Source organism: Streptomyces sp. NPDC006335 (assembly GCF_040612795.1).
Taxonomy (GTDB): Bacteria; Actinomycetota; Actinomycetes; order Streptomycetales; family Streptomycetaceae; genus Streptomyces.
This window is the reverse complement of record NZ_JBEXQX010000013.1, coordinates 194,615-215,141: the sequence shown is the minus strand read 5'-3', so window position 1 is coordinate 215,141 and position 20,527 is coordinate 194,615. Positions and strand designations below refer to the sequence as shown.

At 70.0% G+C, this 20,527-nt stretch carries 16 protein-coding genes and 3 pseudogenes; 7 read left to right on the top strand and 12 right to left on the bottom strand.

Annotated elements, in window-relative coordinates; translation table 11 throughout:
- The first annotated feature begins 37 nt into the window (after positions 1-37).
- The gene (locus ABZ098_RS31235) at positions 38-1,636 is read left to right on the top strand and encodes an MFS transporter (protein ID WP_356596822.1); all 1,599 of its coding nucleotides are present in this window, start codon (positions 38-40) and stop codon (positions 1,634-1,636) included.
- Between the two features lie 25 nt (positions 1,637-1,661).
- On the opposite strand, the gene ABZ098_RS31230 is transcribed toward ABZ098_RS31235, so the two are convergent.
- The 4 genes from ABZ098_RS31230 to ABZ098_RS31215 all read right to left on the bottom strand — a co-directional run bounded on the left by ABZ098_RS31230 (position 1,662) and on the right by ABZ098_RS31215 (position 7,233).
- Entirely contained in the window at positions 1,662-1,889 is a 228-nt protein-coding gene (locus ABZ098_RS31230; RefSeq protein ID WP_356596820.1) for an AraC family transcriptional regulator, read from the bottom strand.
- A 234-nt stretch (positions 1,890-2,123) separates the two neighbouring features.
- Positions 2,124-4,235, bottom strand: a complete 2,112-nt coding sequence (locus ABZ098_RS31225) for a SpoIIE family protein phosphatase (RefSeq protein ID WP_356596818.1) — start codon at positions 4,233-4,235, stop codon at positions 2,124-2,126.
- 662 nt (positions 4,236-4,897) lie between these two features.
- Complete coding sequence (locus ABZ098_RS31220) at positions 4,898-5,557, bottom strand: substrate-binding domain-containing protein (protein ID WP_356596816.1); 660 nt, start codon at positions 5,555-5,557, stop codon at positions 4,898-4,900.
- 89 nt (positions 5,558-5,646) lie between these two features.
- Positions 5,647-7,233 (bottom strand): oxidoreductase, encoded by a 1,587-nt coding sequence (locus ABZ098_RS31215; RefSeq protein WP_356596814.1) that lies wholly within the window; start codon positions 7,231-7,233, stop codon positions 5,647-5,649.
- Between the two features lie 502 nt (positions 7,234-7,735).
- Between ABZ098_RS31215 and ABZ098_RS31210 the strand changes: the two genes are divergently transcribed.
- Positions 7,736-8,608: an alpha/beta fold hydrolase gene (locus ABZ098_RS31210; RefSeq protein ID WP_356596901.1), complete on the top strand. Its 873-nt coding sequence runs from the start codon at positions 7,736-7,738 to the stop codon at positions 8,606-8,608.
- A gap of 560 nt (positions 8,609-9,168) precedes the next feature.
- On the opposite strand, the gene ABZ098_RS31205 is transcribed toward ABZ098_RS31210, so the two are convergent.
- The gene (locus ABZ098_RS31205) at positions 9,169-9,849 is read right to left on the bottom strand and encodes an NAD(P)H oxidoreductase (protein WP_356596812.1); all 681 of its coding nucleotides are present in this window, start codon (positions 9,847-9,849) and stop codon (positions 9,169-9,171) included.
- 104 nt (positions 9,850-9,953) lie between these two features.
- On the opposite strand from ABZ098_RS31205, the gene ABZ098_RS31200 reads away from it, so the two are divergent.
- The gene (locus tag ABZ098_RS31200) at positions 9,954-10,925 is read left to right on the top strand and encodes an AraC family transcriptional regulator (RefSeq protein WP_356596899.1); all 972 of its coding nucleotides are present in this window, start codon (positions 9,954-9,956) and stop codon (positions 10,923-10,925) included.
- 128 nt (positions 10,926-11,053) lie between these two features.
- On the opposite strand, the gene ABZ098_RS31195 is transcribed toward ABZ098_RS31200, so the two are convergent.
- On the bottom strand, positions 11,054-11,308 hold the full coding sequence (locus ABZ098_RS31195; RefSeq protein WP_356596810.1) for a hypothetical protein: 255 nt from the start codon (positions 11,306-11,308) through the stop codon (positions 11,054-11,056).
- A 306-nt stretch (positions 11,309-11,614) separates the two neighbouring features.
- On the opposite strand from ABZ098_RS31195, the pseudogene ABZ098_RS31190 reads away from it, so the two are divergent.
- Positions 11,615-12,065, top strand: a pseudogene (locus ABZ098_RS31190) (response regulator transcription factor); the annotation flags it as partial.
- A gap of 169 nt (positions 12,066-12,234) precedes the next feature.
- Here the strand turns inward: ABZ098_RS31190 and ABZ098_RS31185 are convergent.
- On the bottom strand, positions 12,235-12,591 hold the full coding sequence (locus ABZ098_RS31185) for an STAS domain-containing protein (RefSeq protein ID WP_356596808.1): 357 nt from the start codon (positions 12,589-12,591) through the stop codon (positions 12,235-12,237).
- Between the two features lie 198 nt (positions 12,592-12,789).
- Here ABZ098_RS31185 and ABZ098_RS31180 point away from each other — a divergent pair, with 198 nt between their 5' ends.
- The gene (locus ABZ098_RS31180; RefSeq protein WP_356596806.1) at positions 12,790-13,269 is read left to right on the top strand and encodes an ATP-binding protein; all 480 of its coding nucleotides are present in this window, start codon (positions 12,790-12,792) and stop codon (positions 13,267-13,269) included.
- Between the two features lie 325 nt (positions 13,270-13,594).
- Complete coding sequence (locus tag ABZ098_RS31175; protein WP_356596804.1) at positions 13,595-14,440, top strand: RNA polymerase sigma factor SigF; 846 nt, start codon at positions 13,595-13,597, stop codon at positions 14,438-14,440.
- 575 nt (positions 14,441-15,015) lie between these two features.
- Here ABZ098_RS31175 and ABZ098_RS31170 read toward each other — a convergent pair.
- Entirely contained in the window at positions 15,016-16,236 is a 1,221-nt protein-coding gene (locus ABZ098_RS31170) for an MFS transporter (protein WP_356596802.1), read from the bottom strand.
- Positions 16,237-16,326: 90 nt separating this feature from the next.
- Between ABZ098_RS31170 and ABZ098_RS31165 the strand changes: the two genes are divergently transcribed.
- A complete protein-coding gene (locus tag ABZ098_RS31165) occupies positions 16,327-17,088 on the top strand; it encodes a DeoR/GlpR family DNA-binding transcription regulator (RefSeq protein WP_356596800.1) in 762 nt (253 codons plus the stop codon).
- Between the two features lie 35 nt (positions 17,089-17,123).
- Here the strand turns inward: ABZ098_RS31165 and ABZ098_RS31160 are convergent, their stop codons facing one another.
- The 4 genes and pseudogenes from ABZ098_RS31160 to ABZ098_RS31145 form a co-directional block, all read right to left on the bottom strand.
- The gene (locus ABZ098_RS31160; RefSeq protein WP_356596798.1) at positions 17,124-17,387 is read right to left on the bottom strand and encodes a DUF6207 family protein; all 264 of its coding nucleotides are present in this window, start codon (positions 17,385-17,387) and stop codon (positions 17,124-17,126) included.
- Positions 17,388-18,109: 722 nt separating this feature from the next.
- Positions 18,110-18,847: pseudogene (locus tag ABZ098_RS31155) on the bottom strand (hypothetical protein); the annotation flags it as partial.
- A 201-nt stretch (positions 18,848-19,048) separates the two neighbouring features.
- Positions 19,049-19,315, bottom strand: a pseudogene (locus tag ABZ098_RS31150) (hypothetical protein); the annotation flags it as partial.
- Complete coding sequence (locus tag ABZ098_RS31145; protein WP_356596796.1) at positions 19,279-20,085, bottom strand: hypothetical protein; 807 nt, start codon at positions 20,083-20,085, stop codon at positions 19,279-19,281. The gene ABZ098_RS31145 and the pseudogene ABZ098_RS31150, both read right to left, overlap by 37 nt.
- Positions 20,086-20,527 lie beyond the last annotated feature (442 nt).

The window sequence follows — 20,527 nt, the reverse complement described above, 5'->3', positions numbered from 1 at the left end:
TGGAGGTGCCCTGGCGACGGCGCGCACTCTCGGGCACATGTCGCACTCCATCATCCCGCCGCCGCAGCAACGCTGGGCCGCACTCGCCGTGTTGCTGGTGGCCGAGGCCATGAACCTCCTCGACGCCACCATCATGACCGTCGCCGCCCCCGTGATCCGCGCCGATCTGGGTGGTCCGGCCTCCACCATCCAGTGGTTCAGTGCCGCGTACACCTTGCCCTTCGCCGTCTTCCTCATCACCGGCGGGCGGCTGGGCGACATCGTCGGACGACGGCGGGTGTTCCGCGTCGGCACGGCCGGCTTCGTCCTGGCCTCGCTGGGGTGCGCGCTCGCACCGTCCACCACGGCGCTGATCGTCCTGCGGGCGGTGCAGGGTGCCGCGGCCGCGCTGATCATCCCGCAGACCATCGGCATGATCCGCGCCATGTTCACCGGCCCAGCACTGGCCCGAGCCATGGGCACCATCGGGCCGGTCATGGGGCTCGCCGCGGTGACCGGCCCGATGGTCGGCGGCGCGCTGACCCAAGCGGATGTGCTGGGTTCCTCCTGGCGCGCGGTCTTCCTCGTCAACGTCCCCCTCGGCGCCGCCGTGCTGGCGGCCACGCCACTGCTGCCCGAGGACCGTTCCGCGCTTCGACCGCGGCTGGACCACATCGGCACGGCGCTGGCGGTCCTGGGCATCAGCCTGCTGGTCTACCCGCTTATCCAGGGCGGCGCACATGGCTGGCCAGGTTGGTCCCGGGCCATGCTCGCCGCCGGCGGGGCGGTGCTGGTGGGCTTCGCACTACATCAACGGCGGCGGGCCCGCGGAGGCCGCAGTCCGCTCATCGAGCCGGGCCTCTTCGTGGACCGCGGCTTCACCGCCGCGCTGGTGTCCAGCGTGCTGTTCTTCTCTGTGGTGGGCGGCCTGATGCTGGTGGTCGTGCTACAGATGCAACTGGGCCTGCACCGCGACGTCCTCTCGGCCGGCTTCACGCTGCTGCCGTGGTCGGCGACCATGGCGCTGTCGTCCTGGGTCGCCGGCGTCTGGCTCGTACCCCGCTACGGCGCTCGGGTCATGAGCGTCGGCCTGCTGGTCCTGCTCGCCGGAGTCGTATCGGCCGCCGCCGTGTACGCCACCGGCCCGCCCGCCTCGTACCCCTGGCTGCTGCTGCCCGCGCTGGCCGTGGCCGGGATCGGTCAGGGCTTGTACGCCGTGCCGTTCTTCACCATCGCCCTACGCCGAGTCCGCCCACACGAGGCGGGTTCCGCGGCCGGCCTGCTCAACGCGGTGCAGCAACTCGGCGGCACGCTCGGCGTCACCCTGCTCGGCAGCCTCTTCTTCCATACCGCCGCGCCCGGCGACCCCAACCCGGCCGTCGCCGCGCTCACCGGCGCCCGCAACGCCTTCTGCCTCGCCGCCGCGCTCATCCTCGCCACCGCAGTGACCACGGCCAGGATGCTTCCGCGGCGGCGCCCGTCGCCCGCGAGCCCGGATCAGCCCTTCGTTCCCGATGCCACGGCCAGGGCTGCGGCTACTCGTCCTCGCCGTCATCGGTGTCGTCGTCGCGGTGCGGGTCGAGCCGTCGCCGCAGGCCCGGTGCGGTCGGCGGGTGAAGGCGTAGCGGGCGAGGAAGTTGACGGCGTCACCGGGTGATGACTGTGTCCGACGGGTGCGGAGTTCATGGGGTGGGACGGCTTCGCCCGGTCGCGGCGGAAGGTGTCGTTGCCGTGTTGGACAGTCGGCGCCATTCTCCGGGAGTCGTGCCGTAGGTCTCGCGGAACCGGCGGGAGAAATACGCGGCGCTGGTGAAGCCCCAGGAGCGGGCGACGGACTCGATCGTGCGGTACTGAAGGGTGGCGCGGCCAGGTCGTTGCGGGCCCCTTCGAGTCGGCGTCGGATGATCCACTTCGGTCGTCAGCCCCCTCGGCCACAGCCCGATTGCGCCCCGGGCCGCATCGTCGGTGGCTTCAGGCTCACCGTGCAGACGGTCGATGCTCTCGCCCCGCGGCACTCCGCTGCCCGCGGCAGGGTTCTCGGGGGCGGCGTGACAACCGAGTGTCTGTGCTGGACCGGAGCGCGGTGAGGCGCGGAGGCAGTCGGCACGGTCGAGGCTCGCGAAGAGATGCTCAGGACAAGCGGTTCACGATCCGTCGTGCAGGACAAGGATGGCGACGTCGTCGGTGCGCTGCCCGGCTGTGTCGGCCTTGCTGAGCAGATCGTCGATGAGCAGGTCCAGGTCCCGCTCGTCGGCTTGGGACAGGTGGTGCGCGAGGCGGGTAAGGGAGTCGTCGAGATCGACTCCGGGGGTTTCGACGAGGCCGTCGGTGTAGAAGACGAGCATCAGCCCCGGAGTCAGCGGGATCTCGGTCAGGGGAAAGACGGCGTCGGGGTCGATTCCCAGGAGTGGTCCTGGCTCGACGACGGCGGGTCGGGTGACCCGATCGGGAAACCGCAGCAGGGGTGGCGGGTGGCCCGCGCTGGCCAGGCACACGCGTCGGCGGGTGAAGTCGAAGTGCGCGTAGAGGCAACTGGTGAAGAGTTCGGGGGCCAGGTCGGTGAGGAGCCTGTTGGTTCGGGCGAGGACCTGGTCGGGGGGCGTCCCGAGGGCCGCGTGCGCGTGAACACCGGTGCGGACCTGGCCCATCAGGGCGGCGGCGGCGACGTTGTGGCCCTGGACGTCACCGATGACGGCTGCGGCGGCTGTGTCACCGAGGCGGATCAGGTCGTAGAAGTCTCCGCCGATGTCCATGCCCTGGGTCGCGGGCAGGTAGCGGGCGGCTACGCGCAATGCGTCGACTCGGGGAAGGACGCGGGGCAGCAGTGCCTGCTGAAGGCCGTGGGCGAGCTCGTGTTTGGCGTCGTAGAGGCGGGCGCGGTCGAGGGCCTGGGCGATGAGCCCGGCGATCGACGTCAGGACGGCGCGTTCCTCGGCCGGGAACGCGTGAGGTTGGTCGTAGGACAGGACGCAGCAGCCGACGGGCCTGCCGGAGATGATCATGGGCAGGAAGGCCCACGCCTGCTTCCCGCTGACCTGCGGCGCCTCCGGATAGGTGCGGAGCATCTCGTCCGGGTCGGCGAAGAACGCGGGGATGCCGCTGGCGAGGGCGTGTCCGGCCGGGGTGAAGTCGGTGCCGAGAGGGAGTCCGTCGAGGCGCTCGATGATGTGGGGGTCGTAGCCGCGATAGCCGGTGATCCGCAGTCGTCCGGCCTCGGCGGTGGACACGACCAGGCCCTGGGCGCCGAAGGCGGGCATGATCTGGTCGGCGATCAGGGCGATGACGTCCTGGACTCCGACGACTTCGGTCAAGCCCGCGGCCAGGTGGGTGAGTTGGTACAGCCGGCCCGTGCCGGCCGGTGTGACGGACCGTGTGGAGCGCTCGGGCGCCGGCGAAGGCAGAGCCTGCGCGCCGCGGGGAACGATGCGGACGCTGATGCCGCTGGCGTCCGGGAAGAGATGGAAGTCCAGCCACCGGTCCGGTGGGCGGCACGCGGTGAACGAGACGGGCTCACGGCTGATCACCGCGGCTCGGTAACGGTCCTCGTAGGTGGGATCGTCAAGCCAGCGCAAGGACTGCCACGGCAGGGTGCCCAGCAGCCGGCCGGCTTCGAGGCCCAGCAGGTCACAGGCGCCGGAACTGAGGTAGGTGAACTGACCCTCGAGGTTCAGTGCGCAGCTTCCGCCGGGCAGGCGCTCCGCGAAGTCGGCGGCGGCCATCGCCGGGCCCCCCGGCCCCCGCTCGACGGGGACGACGCGAGGCGGGTCGTCGCCGGAGGGGGACTGTCCGTGCGCGACGGCTTCCTCCAGCAGACGGGCCAGACGTCGGCAACTCGATGTGATGTGCCCTCGCTCCCGTCCGGTCATGTACGGCGGACGGGTGGCCGGCCACATGAGCAGCAGCGATCCCCAGCGCCGGGCGTCGACCACCGGTGCGGCGACCAGGGCCAACGGGTAGGGAAGCACCACCGCGGTGCGCGGATAGGCGCGGACCATCTCTTCCTGGCTCCCCACCCATACCAGGCGGTTCTCACGGACCGCGACGGCCACCGGTGCCGGGGCGGCCATCGGAATCCTGGCCCACGGTGCGGCGAATTCGGACGGCGCCCCGCACAGCACGTTCAGATGCAGCAGCTGTTCGTCCGGCGTGAGCAGGTACAGAGCGCCGATGGACGCGCCGGTTCGGCGCACCGTCTCCGCGAACACGGCATCCAGATCGTCGTTGTCGACGGCGGCCGGATCACCCGCGCTGGTCACCAGGCACCTCCAGCATCGCGGGGGAGTTCAGGAACGGCCGGGCGGTCCGGTCTGCCCTGGGATACGACATCCGCTCATGCCGAACTTGCCCCTAAGGGGACGCTACGCCCCTGAAAGGCGGTCGGCACGCCGTCCCACGCGAGCTCCGCCCCTGCCTGCGAGCCGACCGACGCCCCGCACGCGCCTCCGGCAAGGGTGGCTCCCCTGCGCGGCCGGCGAGTCCGAGGCGAACGCGGCTCGGGGTGCTCAAGGTCGCCACCGCGACCAGAAGAAGGCGCGCACCGCTCCCACCGGGCAGCGGTGAACGATCTGCGGCGCCACGGCCTGGCCGTCGACCGCGGCCGTACACGGGGAGCGAGGAGACCCGGCTGCCCACGAGGACGGTCCGGCCGCCGCGATCGACCTGGACCGCGAGCCGGAGGAGATGGGCGGCATGGGCAGGAATGCGGGCGGCTCCGGCGCGGCCCTTTCCCGGCGAAACCCGGCAGGGCCGCAAACGAGTCGGCTGGTGGGCTCGGTGGCGGCCGCATCCTGTATGCAGTCGCATGCCGCCCGCCTGTTCATCGGACCGTCCCTGCCGGTGCCGGGCGGTGCGACCGTTCCGGCCCGCCCTTCGCGATGCTCTCTGTGCGCCAATCCCCGGCAAAAGCGCACCCGCCCACTCAGTCGGCACCGGAGCGGGCTGAGGAGGCCGAGGACGACCGGCGTACACGCAAGACGAGTCCGGCGCTCTCGCAGGGGCCGGGGAGGTCCCGGGAGTGCTCCATGTCCATGCGGGAGCGCGGGAGCGAAACCGCGCTGCGGGCGATCGACTCGCGCTGCGGGTCGACGGTGGTCTGGGGCGGTGAGGCGAAGCGGGCCGCCTCGATGTCGTCGAAACCCGCCAGGGCCACGTCGTGCGGGACGGACACGCCGCTTCGGGCCAGAACCAACAGCGCAGCGATGGCGACCACGTCGTTGCAGCAGAACAGGGCGTCGAAGCGGACGCGGGTGCGCGGCAGACGGGCCACCGCACCGGCGCCGGAGGACCACAGATCGGCGACGTCCACGCCCATCACCAGCGACTTGTCGTAGGCGACCCCGGCCTCTTCGAGGGCTCGGCGGTAACCGTGCAGACGCCGACCACCGGCGCGCGGCTCCGCCTGGTCGCACAGGGCGGCGATACGGCGCCGGCCCTGGGCGAGCAGATGGCTGACGGCCGCGTGCGCGCCCTGCTCGTAGGCGATCTCGACGTGGTCCAGACGCATCCCGGCCGCCTCGGCGGGGTGTTCGCCGAGGGGCAGGGGGCCGTTGATGACGTTGGAGACCGTCTTCGTCGACACCTCGGCACGGTCCGTGCCACGGTCGGCGCGGCCTCAGATCCGAACGAGGCTGTGCACCATTGACGGCATGCCGCTGCCGAATCTCTTGCTCACTGACGGGCGATTGCCCGTGAGATGCCGGCGGTGACGGTCGTGGCGAGGATCCAGCCGGCCGCGATCAGCCCGTAAGCGAGCCATTGTCCAATGTCTCGTGGTGCGAAAGCCGGTTCCTGCCCGAAGGAGATGATGGGCACCAGCAGGTCGAGTGTGTAGAAGACCGCGTTGAACGGCGGTGCCTTTCCGGCTTCGAGCGGTGCGGGGGGATGTACACCGAAGAAGATCGCGCCGCAGGCGAGTAGAGCGATGAGCCAGAGGCCGGCGCGCAGAGGTCGGTAGCCGTAGCCGACGGTGCCGTCCTGGACGTAACCCCAGGCACGGCTGTGCGGGGGGAGCGTAGAGCGCCGGTGACGCTGTTTGGCGAGCAGCACGGTGCGTGCTTCGTCCTCGTGCCCGAGCCGTCGGTACGCGGCTGTGAGCTGCTCGTACGGCTGCGGGAGGTAGCCGTCGGTGCCGCGCCGGAGCCAGGCGACCCGTTCAGCGGCCGCCAGAGGGTGTGCGAGGGAGTCGTAGGTGGCCTCGGCCAGCCGGAGGTCGGTCGGCCAGGTGTCCGGGGTGTCGTACAGGGTCCCCAGCTGGGCGTTGCGTACGTCGACTGTGCCGTCGATCGGTCGCTGGGTGCGCAGATCGGTTTCCCGGGCCTGCGTGAGCCGCAGCGACAAGGCGGTGTCGTCGGGGTGCGTGAGCGTGGCATCGCGGAAGCTGAGCTGCGTGCCGATGTGGCTGCCGTCGAGTTTGACGCCGCCTACGACGGCGAGGCCCTGGCCGAGGTCGAAATTGCGGGCGACGCTGACATCGACAGCCTCCAGTGCGACGTCGCCGGGGTTGTTCAGCTGGGCGCCGCAGAAGCCGATTGCCGCAGAGACTGTGGCACCGGAAAGGATGATCCGCCCCTCGGCCCTGAAGCCCGGGTGGAAGGTGAGGTCCTCGGTGATCTGGACGTGGTAGGCGTCCAGTGCGTGGCCACCGGGGTTGCTCAGGAAGGCACCCTCCAAGTCGAACTCTCCGTCGACGGAGCCACCGGATATGCGGAATCCTCCCTGGAGGGCGAGGTTGGTGCACAGCACGTCACCACCAATGGCCACGTGGACCGCGGATATCGCCTCGGACCCCGGTGCCGTGATCACGCTGTCCCGGAGGTCCAGGTCGCCGTTGATCTGGGCGCGGTTCAGTACCAGGGGGCCGGTCAGGTGGCAGCGGGTCAGCACCAGTCGGCCCTCGATCTGGACCGTGTCGGCGGCGAGGCCCGGCAGGGAGCTGCCGGGGAGAGCCAACTCGCGGATCCTGGCGCCCTGCAGCAGGGGGACTTCATCGAAGCGGCAGTCTGCCAGGACGACCGGCACGGCGACCTCGGCGAATCTCAAGTCCAGGCCGCCTGTGATGCGGGCTCCGGTCAGACGCAGTGCCGGGCGGTCGCCCGGGGCGGGATCGGCGCCGGCGCCCAGCAACAGCGCCGCGATGACGTCGGCCCGCACTGAAGATTCCGCCGATGACGCGCCGTCGCGGACGTCGACGGCCGTGCCCTGCGCGAAGGAGTCCCACAACTGGCGTTCAGCAGCATCGAGTTCATCGAGACGCATGATCGATGATCATCCCGGCACCGGCCCTCCCAGAACAAGACCTGACCCCGATCTGTGACCGGTGGTGCCCAGTACGAGATCCCTCAGGGCGTGCCTCCTGGTGGACGGTCTCTGACATCCGTTGCGATCGCCTGTGCCCATGTGCGGGACTGGAGCTTCGTGGCAGCGGCAGCGATCGTCGGCGTCGTCGGTCGTGCTCCGCCAGGTGGTTCCGTGCCCGCCCGGCGCGGGGGTGTGGTGTTCCACGGATGGGGGAAGGCGTGGTCGCTCGACTGGCTGGCGTTGGGCGCGGCTTGCAGGATGAGGCGCGGGGCGCTGCGTGGGGCTTCGGCCCCCGGCATGGGATGGACTGTGGAGGGTGACGTGCTGGGTGTGTCTGACGTGGCAGTGTCGGTGACGTCCCTTCTCTGGCTCGGTCCGGGTGTGTGCCGTGGTTGACGCCCCGATGGTGCAGGCCGGTGCCATGGGCCTGCCGGTCGCTCCACCGTTGCACGGCAGACAGATGTCCCCGGGGGTACGGCCCGTCAGCGTCGATGCGGACGGTATCGCGCTGTCCGGGTTGATGAGTGAACCCGCGGACGGTTCTGCGCGTGCGGTGATCGTTGCGCTGCACGGCGGGGGAGTGAACGCCGGGTATTTCGATGGCCAGGCGCACCCGGATGTCTCCTTGCTGGTGTTGGGCGCGCGTTTGGGTTTCACGGTGCTGGCGCTGGACCGTCCCGGCTACGGTGCGTCAGCCGACCGTTTTCCGCGGGGGCAGAGACTGACGGCGCAGGCCGCGACCGTGCGGGCCGCGGTAGCTGCCTTCGCTGCCCGCCACGCACCCGACGCCGGCACTTTGCTGCTGGGTCATTCCTTCGGGGCCAAGGTCGCCCTGGCCGCTGCTGCGGACAACGGCGTGCGGGAGTTGCTGGGTGTGGATGTGTCGGGGTGCGGTCGCAGGCTAGCCGTGAACCCTGCGCTGATCGGCGGCGGGGCGGGTGTGGGACTGCGGCGGTTGCACTGGGGGCCACTGGGCTTGTATCCGCTGGAGACATTCCAGGCGAGCCAGCCGGTGGTCGCACCGGTGCCTGCCCTGGAGGTCGGCACTGTGGCGTGCTGGACGAGGCTGTCGGCTGTGATCCTGCCGCGCGTTCGCGTCCCTGTCCGGTTGACCTTCGCCGAGCATGAGGCCTGGTGGCGTCACGACGATGACGAGATCGCCGATCTGACCGCGCGGCTGTCCCAAGCTCCACGCGTCGCCGTCGACCGCCTGCCGCACGCCGGTCACAACATCAGCCTCGGCTGGACCGCCCGCGCCTACCACCTCAAAGCCCTCGCGTTCGCCGAGGAATGCCTGGCCCAGGCAGGCCGCACGGCGCCCCGGGAACCCTGACCGCGGCAACCGACCGAAGTACCACGCCTGCAGGGCCGGATGCGCCGACCAACGGGCACTGCACTCAAGGGAAGGCGGTACGGGCACAGGGCCTGATGCCGTCGGTTGCTCGCACTTGAGCATGGCGCAGGCAGCGGTCTGTCTGTTCTGACTGACGGGATGGCAAGAGGAAGGAGCGCTCGCAGCCGCTCCGGTCCTCGCCGGTGGCGGACGGGATGCGAGTGTGAGCGTGGACGCGGCTCCCCCGCCCCTTGTGATCTTGCTGTCCCAGCCAGGGCAGGCGTACAGGTATCCCCGCCCGTGTGTGGTGACTGGAGAGAACGGTCAGTTGCGGCACGCCGTCGCCTCCGACGCGAGGGTTGGCCAGGCGTCGGCGTCCTCATCGCCACCCAACGGATGCCGTCGGTGGCCGGGTCCGAGGTGCTGCGCGAGGTCCGTCCGCACTCCGTTTCTTGGAGAGACCCCGTCGGGCCCGCATCGCCGCTTCGTCGATGCGGGCCGTCGTCTCGATCGGGGTGGGTCTGGAGAACACCTGGCAGCGCGGGAGGCTGTGCCCGTCCTCAGGCCGCCACCGGTTCCGCCGTAAGGAACTCTTCCACGGCCTTCCGCGCGCGGCGGTCGAACTCGGCGTACTGCGCCTCGCGCTCGGCTCCCGCGACCGCGTCGCCGACAAGCAGATTGCCCTCGGCATCAATGCGTTGCGGGCGCTCCTCGGCGTCGGGGAGCAGGGCGACGGAGGAGTGGGAGAATCCGCAGTAATAGGCGATGCCCTCGCTCAGGTGGGTCTCCAGGACGGTCTGCATTCCCTCTGTGACGGGGTCGTCGGAGGTGGCGCCGGCCAGGCCCAGCCACAGCATGCGCTTGCCCGCCAGGCGGGGTTTGCTGCGACCGTAGGCGAATCCGTAGTTCCACACGCGATCGATCCAGCCCTTGAGGAGAGCGGGCACGCTCTGCCAGTACACGGGAAACACGGCGACGACGACATCGGCGTCGAGAACACGCTGCATATGGTCCTGGACTTCGTCCGAGTACGGCTTGTCCCGGTTGCCCCAGTCCGGCTGGTCCGCCACGTTCATCCGCGGGTCGAACCCTTCGGCGTGCAGGTCGAGCAGGTCGACACGGTATCCGGCGCTCTCGAGTCGCGCGGCCGTACGGCGGGCGGTGTGCGCGGTGAGGGAATCGGCCCGATGGTGCGCGATGACCACAAGGGCGGTCCTGGCAGCGCTGCTGCGGTGCGACACGGTTTCTCCTGACTGGTCTCGGTCAGTTCGACCAGTCCAGTACACCCGTGATCAATTGGATGATCCATGGGAGAAACGCTCCGCTGCATAGGAGTTCGTCTACGATCGCATCCGTGGATCCTTTGAGTGCGCTGCTCAGTGGCATCCGGGCCGAGGGCTCGGTCGTCAGTCACGCGGTGCTGGAAGCACCCTGGACCATCCGCTTCGCCGACGGTGCCCCGCTCACGATGGTCAGCGTGTTGCGGGGCGGTGGCATTCTGCTGCTGCCCGACGGTTCCGAACAAGCGGTCGGCGTCGGTGACACGGCCATCGTGCGCGGGCCCGACACATTTCACCTCGTGGACCGGCCGACCACCCTCGACCGCCCACACATCGAGTACGAAATCGCGTGCTTCTCGGACGCCGAATGCATGGCCCAAGACCTCAGCGGCATCCGCTGGAGCAGCGAACCTGACGGAGCAACCGCACTGATCGTGGGCGCCTACCGGGCCTCGGGCCATCGCCATGAACGACTGCTTCGCGCGTTGCCGCCCGTACTCGTGATCAACGAGGACACAGAGGTCTGCGCCTGGCTGGAGACAGCCGCCGCCGACGCCGCCCTGAGCTCGGCCGGCTCCCAGGCTCTGATGGACCGACTGCTGGACTGGGCTCTGGTGTGTACGCTGCGCACCTGGTTCGACCGGGCGGGCTCGGAAGCCCCCGACTGGTACCGGGGCCTGGCCGACCCGGTACTCGCCCCCGCCCTCGAAGCCTTCCACGCCCAGCCCTCCAAGAGATGGACGGTAGAGGCGCTCGCCACCGAATCCGGTGTCTCCCGGGCGCTGTTCGCCAAACGCTTCACCGAGGTGATGGGTCGCCCGCCGCTGGCCTACCTCACCGAATGCCGTATGGATGAGGCCGAGGCGCTCCTGTCCGACACCGACTCCTCCATCGCTCTGATCGCCAAGTCCGTCGGCTACGCCGATGCCTTCGGCTTCAGCGCCGCCTTCAAACGCCATCGGGGTGTGAGCCCCAGCGCCTTCCGCGCCGCAACAGCCCCTGAAAGGGCGCTGCGTCCCTCCCGGCTTGGTTCTTGATCGCTTGTTCGTGGTGCTGGTCGTCGTGCCCAGGTTCCGGAGACCTGCGCTAGGTCGTGAACGCCCTGGGTACTTCACACGTCGCGTCGCCTGACGACGAGAACGGCGAGTGTGACCGTGATCAGCGGTCAGAGTGTGTAGCACATGGGGGGCAGCGTCACCAGGGTGAAGACGCTGGTGACCATGGTCGCGGCGGTGTGCCGGAGCGGAACGCCGAGGCTCAGACCGACCAGGCCGCAGACCGGAGCCGGCAACGCGGATGCCGCCAGCGCACGGAACACCCCGGGGTGAGTGATCGGGAGGCAGGCGTGGTGGCCGTTGAGGAAGGAGCCAGTGGAGGCGGTGGTGCCGACTGCGGTCCACAGTGCGGCGGTGGCGGCCACGGTGGTGGTGCGGATCAGTCCCTGCCGTATTCGCTGACGGCGGTATGGGGCCCATGCTGCTGGCGACGAGGATCAGCGTCCAGTAGCCGGCCGGTGGACAGGCGTCGTAGGGCCGGACGTCAGCGGGGTCGGAGGGCGCGGATTGTCCGCCAGTGTGGCCACGGCGGGGGACCCGCTGACGAACAGGAGAGTGAGTGCGATCGTCCACGGGGTGGACCGCAGGGAGCGTGTCTTGAACCACTCGGCAGCGAGCAGGTCTCCGAAGCGGGCGGGCGGCGCGGTGCCGGGGGTGGTTCGTCCAGCCGGATGCGGGTCGGCGCGAGCGGCGTCGTCGTGAAGGACATGGCGTTGGACGACATGCTTGCGACGATCCGCGTGGTCGCCGACGGCGATGCACTGATCGCGCCGGGTGTGACGCGCCCGTCTGATCGCGGACTCCCTAGGGCAGCCCGCGGCTGTCCCGGAGTGCTCCCCACGGCCGGTCGAGGGCATCACCGAGCGGGAACGGGAAGTGCTGACCCTGGTCGGACGCGGCAGGTCCAACACCGAGATCGCCGCAGACCTCTTCATCATCGCGGCCACCGCCAAGTCATACGCTTCACGGCTTCTCACCAAGCTGGGCGCCGGGAACCCGGTCCAGTTCGTCATCACCGCCTATGAGATGGGGCTCGTCACCCGGCCTTCAACGAAGGCAGCAACCGAGCTCCTGCAAGCGCATCACCGACATGACCGTGAGGTGTCTTTGCTCATCGGCTGAGCCCCCGAACGGTGCGGGCCCGCGTGACCAGGACGGCGTGCCGCCGGCGGTGCCGGTACGGTCGCGTGCGGCATCGGCGGCTTCCACCACCGACTTCGTCTGCACGAGCCCGGTTTCCAGAGGCTTGCCGGTTCCCCCGGTGCAGCGGCCGGTGTCGTGCGGCCGGGGTTCAGGCGGCGTTCTGTGCCGCGAGGGCCCCGTCCAGAGTGGAGTAGAGGGGGATGATGTCGTCCAGGCCGACGATGTGCAGGAGATCCAGCACGCGCGCCGGAGTGCGGGCGAGGCGCAGCCAGCCGCCGTCGGCACGTGCGGCGTTGTTGGCGGCGACGAGGACGTTGATGCCGCTGGAGTCCATGAAGGTGACGTCGTGGAAGTCGATGACCGTGTGCCGGGGGGATCCGTCGTCAGTGGTGAGGGCCTGGCGGAAGATGGGGGCTGTGGTGTGGTCGATCTGGCCGGCCAGGGAAGCGACGTGCACGCCGTCAGCGGTGGTGTGTTGGGTGACGGCCAAGTGGGCTTGGCGCATACCGTCTCCTGTCCGTCGTAGGCGGGACTCGCCGCTACGAGGCCACCACCCACGCAAACGTATGCCGCCGCGTGATGTCAACTGTCCCCGATCCAGACCGGCCTGAAGAGGCTTGGGCCGGGCAGATGTGGGGCTGTGGTGCAATGGGCGGGCGCAAGCATGAAATTCGTGTGCTGATCATGTGAGACGGGCGGGTGCATGGGGCAGACCGCGGGGGATGAGGGACGAACGGCCAAGGACCGCGCTGTGCTGTCGGCGTCGGCCGCCTTCGACGGCGACCCTTCCTGTATCGGCGCCGCGAGGCATCTGGCCACCGGCTTCCTCGCCGAGGTGCAGGCCGTGCACGGGCTGCCGGTGTCCGAGCGGGCGATGGGCATGACGGAGTTGGTGGTCAGTGAGCTGGTCACCAACGCGGTGAAGTACGCGCCGGGACCGGTCATGCTCGACCTGCAGATCAGCCAGGGCGCGGTGCGGGTGTCGGTGTGGGACAGCGATCCGGTCCTGCCGGACGTCGCAGCCACCGATCCGCGGCGGGTGGGGCGGCACGGTCTGGAAATCACCCTCGCCGTCAGTCAGGGTTATGAGGTCCACCGTGAACCGGTGGGCAAACGCGTTACGGCGCTGATCGCGCTGGCCGACGACCCCGGCGGCAGCATCGCCGGGCGCACCACGCCATAGGGCCAGGACGGGTTTCGATTCAGGGCATGTGCACGCGATGGGCGTCATTCCCGTATGTACGTGCCCCTCTGGTACGGCACGTCCTGAACGAAAGGGGTGCTTCTGCCTGTTCGCACGGACGGGCTGCGGGACTGGCCTGCGCGTGGGGGCCGACCGCGTGAAGCGACAGTCGGACCCGCTGGAGAGGAGAGGCGGGAGATGCCTGCCCTGCAGGCGGGCGCACCCGTTCTCCAGCGTGTGCATGACCTGCAGTTGCCGGGGTAGCCGCGCTGGCGGCGGCCAGTGGCAGGCCGGCAGTACGCGGTGAATAGGGGAGGGAAGCATCATGACGACAGTGATTGCGGCTAAGAGGGACACCAAGGCAACCGGTCTGCCGGAGGTCGCCGATCCCTCCCAGGTGGCGCCGAAGGACGCCCGGCAGCTGACACGTCTGTTCTTCGATCAGCTGGCGGTGCTGGAAGAGGGCACGCCTGAGTACAGTTACGCGCGCAACACGCTGATTGAGATGAACATGTCCCTGGTCCGTTTCGCGGCCGGCCGCTTCCGCAGCCGCGGGCCGGAGGAGATGGAGGACATCGTCCAGGTCGGCATGATCGGTCTGATCAAGGCCATCGACCGGTTCGAGCTGACTCGGGAGGTGGAGTTCACCTCCTTCGCCATTCCTTACATCGTGGGTGAGATCAAGCGGTTCTTCCGTGACACCACCTGGGCCGTGCACGTGCCGCGCCGGCTGCAGGAGGCCCGCGTCCAGCTCGCCCGCGCCACCGAGGAGCTACGCAGCCGTCTGGGGCGCACGCCGACGGTGAAGGAACTGTCGGAGCTGATGAGCCTGCCCGAGGAAGAGGTGCGCGAGGCCCGCCTGGCCTCCAACAGCTACAACTCCTCCTCCCTGGACGCGGCGATCAGCGGCAGTGAGGACGGCGAGAGCGCTCTGGCCGATTTCATCGGCACGCAGGACCCGGCGCTCGAACTCGTGGAGGACTTCCATGCCCTGGCTCCGATGATTGCCGCACTCAGCGAACGTGACCGGCAGATCATCCACATGCGCTTCGTGGAGGAACTGACGCAGGCACAGATCGGCGAACGCCTCGGCGTCTCCCAGATGCACGTTTCCCGGCTCCTGTCCCGCACCCTGGCCCGGCTGCGCGAAGGCATGCTCACCACCGGCTGACACTGACACGCGCCCGAGCCCAGCCGCGCCGCCTGACCGCACATCACACACCGCACATCACACACCGCACAGCGCTCCACCGGGCCGGCAGCCGCTTTTGCGCGCCGAACGCCCCGGAGTAGGTGTCATCGGACTCTGGCCGTGACGCGCCTACGACCAGAGGACCTGGTGTGTTGGTGCTGGTGGTGCGGCCGGGGCTGTTGCCGGGTGCGGCGATCCGCTGCCGCCGGTGAAGGCGGCGGTAGGGGAGTCTTGCTCGGGCCGGTGCAGGTCACGGCGGTGGCGCGCCAACCGCTGCGGGTGCGGGCCTGCTGCCATAGCGCGACGCCTTGGAAGACTCGGCAGCACCCGCGGTTGTGCGCAGGAGTTTCAAGGCATGGGCGGGCGCTTCGAGTGCCTGCCCCCTCCTCACGCTCTGCCTCGCTGTGACGTCTTCACCGCGGAACCCCCAAGCGGACCCGTGTCCGGGTCCTCAGCGGTCTTGTCTCTGCACCCTTCTTCCTCTTCGGCCCTGTGCCGGGGCTGGAGGACTGGGCTTGTGCGGCACGGAGTCAGGTGCCGTGCCGCACAAGCGGTCAATGGTCAGTGGGCACGAGTTCGCTCTCGCGGGTGCTGTCCGATCCGGTGCGCAGGATGCCGCCGGCGGCAGCGGTGGTGACGCACAGCAGGATCAGCAGGACGAAGGCGTGGTTGAGGGCGACGAGGTGGGTCAGCCAGCCGACGACGGCGGGGCCGGCGAGCATGCCGACGTAGCCGAGCCCGGCGACGCGGGAGACGTTGGCCCCGGCGGCCGCGGGGTCGGCGTGCCCGGCCGCGCTGAACAGTTGCGGGACGCAGCCGGACAGGCCCAGGCCGAACAGGGCCCAGCCCGCGAACGCCGCCCACAGCCAGGGGCCGAGGGCCACCAGTGTGATGCCGACGGCGGCCGTGGCTGCGCCGTGGCGCAGGACCGCCATGGATCCGAACCGCGCGGCGAGGCGGTCGGCGAGCAGTCGGCCGGTGGTCATGGCCGCCGCGAAGGTGCCGTAGGCGAAAGCGGCCGTGCCGGCGGAGGTGCCGAGGACGTCCTTGAGGTGCAAGGCGCTCCAGTCGTTGGCGGCGCCCTCGCAGAGCATGACCATCAGCGCCAGCACGGCGATGAGCCAGATGCGCCCGCCGGCGCCGTGACGCTCGGGGGCCGACGACGACTCGGTCTGATCCTGCTCTCGTTCCGCGGGGCCGATGCGGGCCGCGGTGGGGGCGGCCGGCAGCAGGGCGTGTGCCGACGCCAGGGCGATCGCGACGCCCACGGCTCCCGTCACGGCCATGGCGGCGGCTGGATCCAGGCCGGTGCTCGCGGCACCGGCTCCGGCGAGCGCGGCGAGGACACCGCCGACGGAGAACGTGGCGTGGAAGCCCGACATGACGGGCCGGCCGTACGCCTTCTCCACCTGCACGGCGTGGACGTTCATGCTCACGTCCAGGCAGCCGTTGCAGAAGCCGAAGACCAGCAGGGAGCCGGCCAGCGTCCACGGATCCCTGGCAAGACCGGGCAGCGCCAGGGCCACGCCGCACAGCACACCGCTGACGGGCACCACGACGCGCACCCCGAGGCTGTCGGTCAACCGCCCGGCGACCTGCATCCCGGTGAAGGCCCCGGCGCCCAGGACGACCAGCAGGGCGCCCAGTGTCGCGTGGCTGATGTCCACGCGCTCCTCGATGGCGGGGATGTGCACCACCCAGGCGCCCATGAGGGTGCCGCACAGGACGAAGTAGACGTAGGTCGCCACGCGGGCGGCTCGAAGCGTACGTTGCATGCCTCCCACCGTAACGAACAATCCATCTGTTTGGAAGCATGGCTAACGAACAACTTGTTTGTTCATTATGGGGTGGTGTTCAATCGCGGCATGAGCAACGCAGACCGGCATGGATTGATCACGAAGACCGTCAGGGACTCCGGCAGCGCCACGGTCCAGGAGCTCGCGGGGCTGACGGGGGCCTCGGAGATGACGATCCGGCGGGACCTCGACATCCTGGCGGCGCAGGGCGTACTCGAACGCGTCCGCGGCGGGGCACGCACGTTGCTCCTCAGGGGCGAGGAACCCCCCTTCGCGCTGCGCGCCCGTGAAGCGGTCGACGCCAAGCTGCGGATCGCGGCCGGGATCTCCGCGCTCATCACCGACGGCGAGAGCGTCCTGTTGGACAGCGGCACCACCTGCCTGGAGGTCGCCCGTCTCCTGCGTGAGCGGCCCGTCACGGTGATGCCTCTGTCCCTGCAGGCCATCCACCTGCTCGGCGAGATGCCGGGCCCGGCCACGCTGATGGTGCCCGGCGGGCAGCCTCGCGCCGCCGAGGGAGCCCTCACCGGCCCCCTCACCCTGGCATCCCTGGCGGCACTGCGCTTCGACACCGCCATCATCGGCTGCTGCGGTCTGAACGCGGCCGACGGCCTGACCGCCTACGACCTCGACGACGCCGCCGTGAAGAAGGCGGCCATCGCCTCCGCCCGCCGCGTGATCGTCGCAGCCGACGGAAGCAAGTTCGGGCACACCGCCTACGCCTACGTCGGCCCCTGCACCCTCGCGCACACCCTCGTCACGGACTCCACTGCACCCGCCGCCGAAGTCACTGCCCTCGAAAGACTCGGCACCGTCGTGCAGAGCGTCTGACAAGGCGGTCCGGGATCGTCAAGGCCGGTCGGTCATCACATGGACCGGTGACCGGCGGTCCACGGCGCCACCGGCGCAGCCTGGTTGCCGCCCGCAGCGCTGCGGGTCGGCCCCTGGCGCAGGTGCGGGGAGCAGCGCAGCCGTATGCCGGGCATGCAGGGTTCCCAGGGCGTACGGTCCGCCGGTGCGGTCGCGCACCGCGCTGCGAGCAGCTTCTGGATCGCCGGCGCTGTTTCGTTCTCGGCTGCCGCACCTGTGCAAGCAGGACCCCGGGCTGGACCAAGCCCGGGCTCCGCCACTTGGAAGCGGCCGAGGGGCGGATGTGGTCGTCGGCTCGCAGACGGCTTGCGGTGCCGAAGGGTGCGAGCACCAGGTGTGGGTCCGCCATTGATCGGCAGGAGCACACCGCATCCGCGGGCTCAGCAACTCCTTGCGGGTGCCATGCTGCTGCACAATCTCGCCGAGCGGGGCGACCGGCCCAAGGACCGGCTGCGGCGGCTGGAGCACATGGACTGGCCCGAGTTGCCGCCCCCCTGACCCGGGATCGCCGGCCGCTCGATCCCGGCCGCACCGTCGTCCGCCCCACCGGTTCCCAGGCCGGGGCCAACTGCCGGGGACGCCTGCGCCTTCGAGCTGTGCCCCTATCCACCCAGGGACTGGGACAACCACCGCGTGGAGTTGACCGAGGCCTTCTGCCGCGCCCGACGCGCCCTGCTGTCACGGTCGCGTCTCCTCGCCCCACCGCAGGCCCGCCGGCAACGCCAAACCGATCTGGCCGAACTGGCCGAACTGGCCGAACTGAGGGTTTCCGGGAGCGGATGGGCCGACGCGCCCAGGATGACTTGCGCTGAGGTGGGTGGATCATGACGCCGTGGACGGGGCCCAGGCGCCCTTGTGGTTGTGGTTGTGGTTGCGGTTGTGGGTGCGTCAGCTGCCGTGCTCGACACGCGGCACCGGACGCGCTGTTGGCCCGCCAGGAGCCACCTGGCGGTCCCTCGGGGTGCTCCCAGATCCCGGCGTGTCACTCCGACTGGTGCTCCGGCCCCCCGAAGTCCGGGCTGGTGTAATCCGGGCTGGTGAAGCTAGGCCGTGGGCCGTCGTCCGGGCTGCTGAAACCGGGGCGGTCGTAGCCGAGGTGTGGCATACGGCTGGTCGGCGTCGGCGGTGCCGTACGGTGCAGGGCCGCCGTACTGGGGTCGGCCAGGGCATCCCGCAGGAAAGGCAGGATGCCACGTTCCAGCAGCGCCTCGCGCCAGGCTTCTCTGGCCCGCGCCACCTCCTCGCTCAACTCGCCGTAGGGCCCGGTTTCGAGCGAGGGCCTGTCGCGTAGGGCAGTGAAAAGCAGGCCGACGGCCGCGACCAGGGTCGCGCCTGCGGCGACGGCGCCGAACACCCACCCCGTGGTGAGCATGGCCCGGGCGATCGACGGACCGGGGCCGAGCAGCTTCAGGATGTATCCGATGATCAGGAAGATCACCGCAAGAGTTCCGGCGAGGACGGGTGCCAGGACCGCGACGACGGCGACGGCACTCGCACCCTTGGTCTCGGCGACCTCACCCATGGTTGCGGCAAGCCCCATCGTGCTCGCGTCCCGCTCCGTGGAGCCGGTTTCACGGACAACCTTCGGCCGCCGGGACGGGCGCGGTGTCCGTACATCCGCTGCCGTTGCCACCGTTGGCGCCTCTGGACGTACGTGCAGCCCGAGCACCGTTGCCAACAGGCGGCGCCCGTAGGACATCCGGGCCCACCGGTGAGGAGCGACTCCGTTGCGGATCCGACGGCCGCCTGGATGTCCAGCGCCCAGGATGGCGGCCCCGAGGCGGCGACCCAGGCTGGCCGGGGCATGGTGATCAGAGGCCACCGATCGGCTGCCGGAGCCCGGAGAAGCAGACGGACCAGAATCGGGCGCCGAGCCCGAACTCGAGGACGAGAAGGCGATGCCCGAGGACTGGTAGGCAGGCGCGGGGTGGCGGAGTTCTTCGCGCACCCGGACGTAGTGCTGGTACTCGGTCGCCGCGGCCGCGGTGATGAGTGCGGTGGCGTTGAGCGCCATGGTGCGCAGCTGTTCGGGGTTGAGCCGTTGTCCGACCGCGGCCAGTTCGGGACGGTGTGGTGCGGAGCGCAGCGCCTCATCGAGGATCCGCTCGTATTCTTGGCGGTCCTCGCTGTGCAGGTGTTGCGGAACGCTGTTCACAGCCCCTCCTCCCCGAACTCTGTCCTCTGCCATCGTGGAGCGCTTCGACCGTCGCGGCTAGTTCCCGTGCCATTGGCCGGGTCCGCGGGGAAGGGACCGTCCCCGGGTTGGGAGGCACCCGGGGACTGTGATCGATCCGCAGGCAGTTCGCCGGGGGCACGTTCCGGCGTGCGGGCGTCCGCGACCGCGCCGGGCGGCCTAGGCGAAGGCATCGGCCGCGCGATGGGCGAGTGGCCTTCGGCGGCAGAGGCTGGTAACTGAACCTGGTCTGAGTGGGATGCCGTAGGCGCGGGCAGTGGCTCCGCTCGGAGCGCACGAGCCGACGGCGCTACGGCGGCTCCGGCGCCCGGGGTTCCCACGTCGGTGACGCCATTCTCACCGCCCGCAGCGCCGGCGGCTGTTTGCACCCCGGTCTCCGTGGCCGCCTCCTGCGCGCCTGCCGTCTGCTGGTCGCCCGTCACCGCCTCGTTCACGGTCTGGATGCGGATGAGTTGGGTGAGCAGCACGGGCGCCGACATGCCGACGACGAGGGCGGCGTACTCACCGCTGATCTGCCCCGTGGTGCCGAACAGCACCGCGGCACCGGCACCCATCGTGGTGTGAACGACGGCTGCGGCGAAGTCGACAGGGGCATCGAAGTATCCCTGGAACTGCGGAGCTTCTCCCTGTGTCGTGCCCGCCGTGATCGCCTGCCGATGGGCGTTGCGATCGGTCTGCCAACACACGAACCGGGCGTACAGGTCAACGGCCCCACGCAGCAGACCGCCCGCCGCCCCCAAAAGGATCAACGTCGGGACGTCCACGGTCTCCCCCGGGTGATGGCGCTGACGCCTGGCAGCGAGCTTGCGGGCACCGGACGAGCGTAGAGCCGCGGACAAGCCGCAGGGAAGAGCCCAAGTCGGGCCGTATTTCGGTCAACTGCCCTTTTCTCGACTGTGTTTTCCTTGCTCTTCGGCGTGGATCCGTCTCGCAGGCGTCCGGTCCATGAGGTTCACCAGCCGTTGATGACCGCTCGGCCAGGTAGGGGGAGAATGTTCCAGCCGGGATCGCAGGACCGACGCCGCACATGCCGTTCGAGTCCCGGCAGGCCGCCGAACGGACCGCAAGGGGCTTCGCGCCGCGGAATACAGCGCGGAACGTGACCGGCCCCTGCCCGTGCCCGCACCACTTCAGTGTGTGCTGGGCACCCGCAGCGAGTTGAAGTACCAGCCGGCGCCTCGACCTGGTGACCGAGTTGCGGCCGCT

Excerpts from the sequence above, each read along its gene's own strand:
- ABZ098_RS31235 (WP_356596822.1), top strand. The coding sequence starts at position 38 with ATGTCGCACTCCATCATCCCGCCGCCGCAGCAACGCTGGGCCGCACTC.
- ABZ098_RS31215 (WP_356596814.1), bottom strand. The coding sequence starts at position 7,233 with ATGCGTCTCGATGAACTCGATGCTGCTGAACGCCAGTTGTGGGACTCC.
- ABZ098_RS31210 (WP_356596901.1), top strand. The coding sequence starts at position 7,736 with ATGTCCCCGGGGGTACGGCCCGTCAGCGTCGATGCGGACGGTATCGCG.
- ABZ098_RS31185 (WP_356596808.1), bottom strand. The coding sequence starts at position 12,591 with ATGCGCCAAGCCCACTTGGCCGTCACCCAACACACCACCGCTGACGGC.
- ABZ098_RS31180 (WP_356596806.1), top strand. The coding sequence starts at position 12,790 with ATGGGGCAGACCGCGGGGGATGAGGGACGAACGGCCAAGGACCGCGCT.
- ABZ098_RS31175 (WP_356596804.1), top strand. The coding sequence starts at position 13,595 with ATGACGACAGTGATTGCGGCTAAGAGGGACACCAAGGCAACCGGTCTG.
- ABZ098_RS31170 (WP_356596802.1), bottom strand. The coding sequence starts at position 16,236 with ATGCAACGTACGCTTCGAGCCGCCCGCGTGGCGACCTACGTCTACTTC.
- ABZ098_RS31165 (WP_356596800.1), top strand. The coding sequence starts at position 16,327 with ATGAGCAACGCAGACCGGCATGGATTGATCACGAAGACCGTCAGGGAC.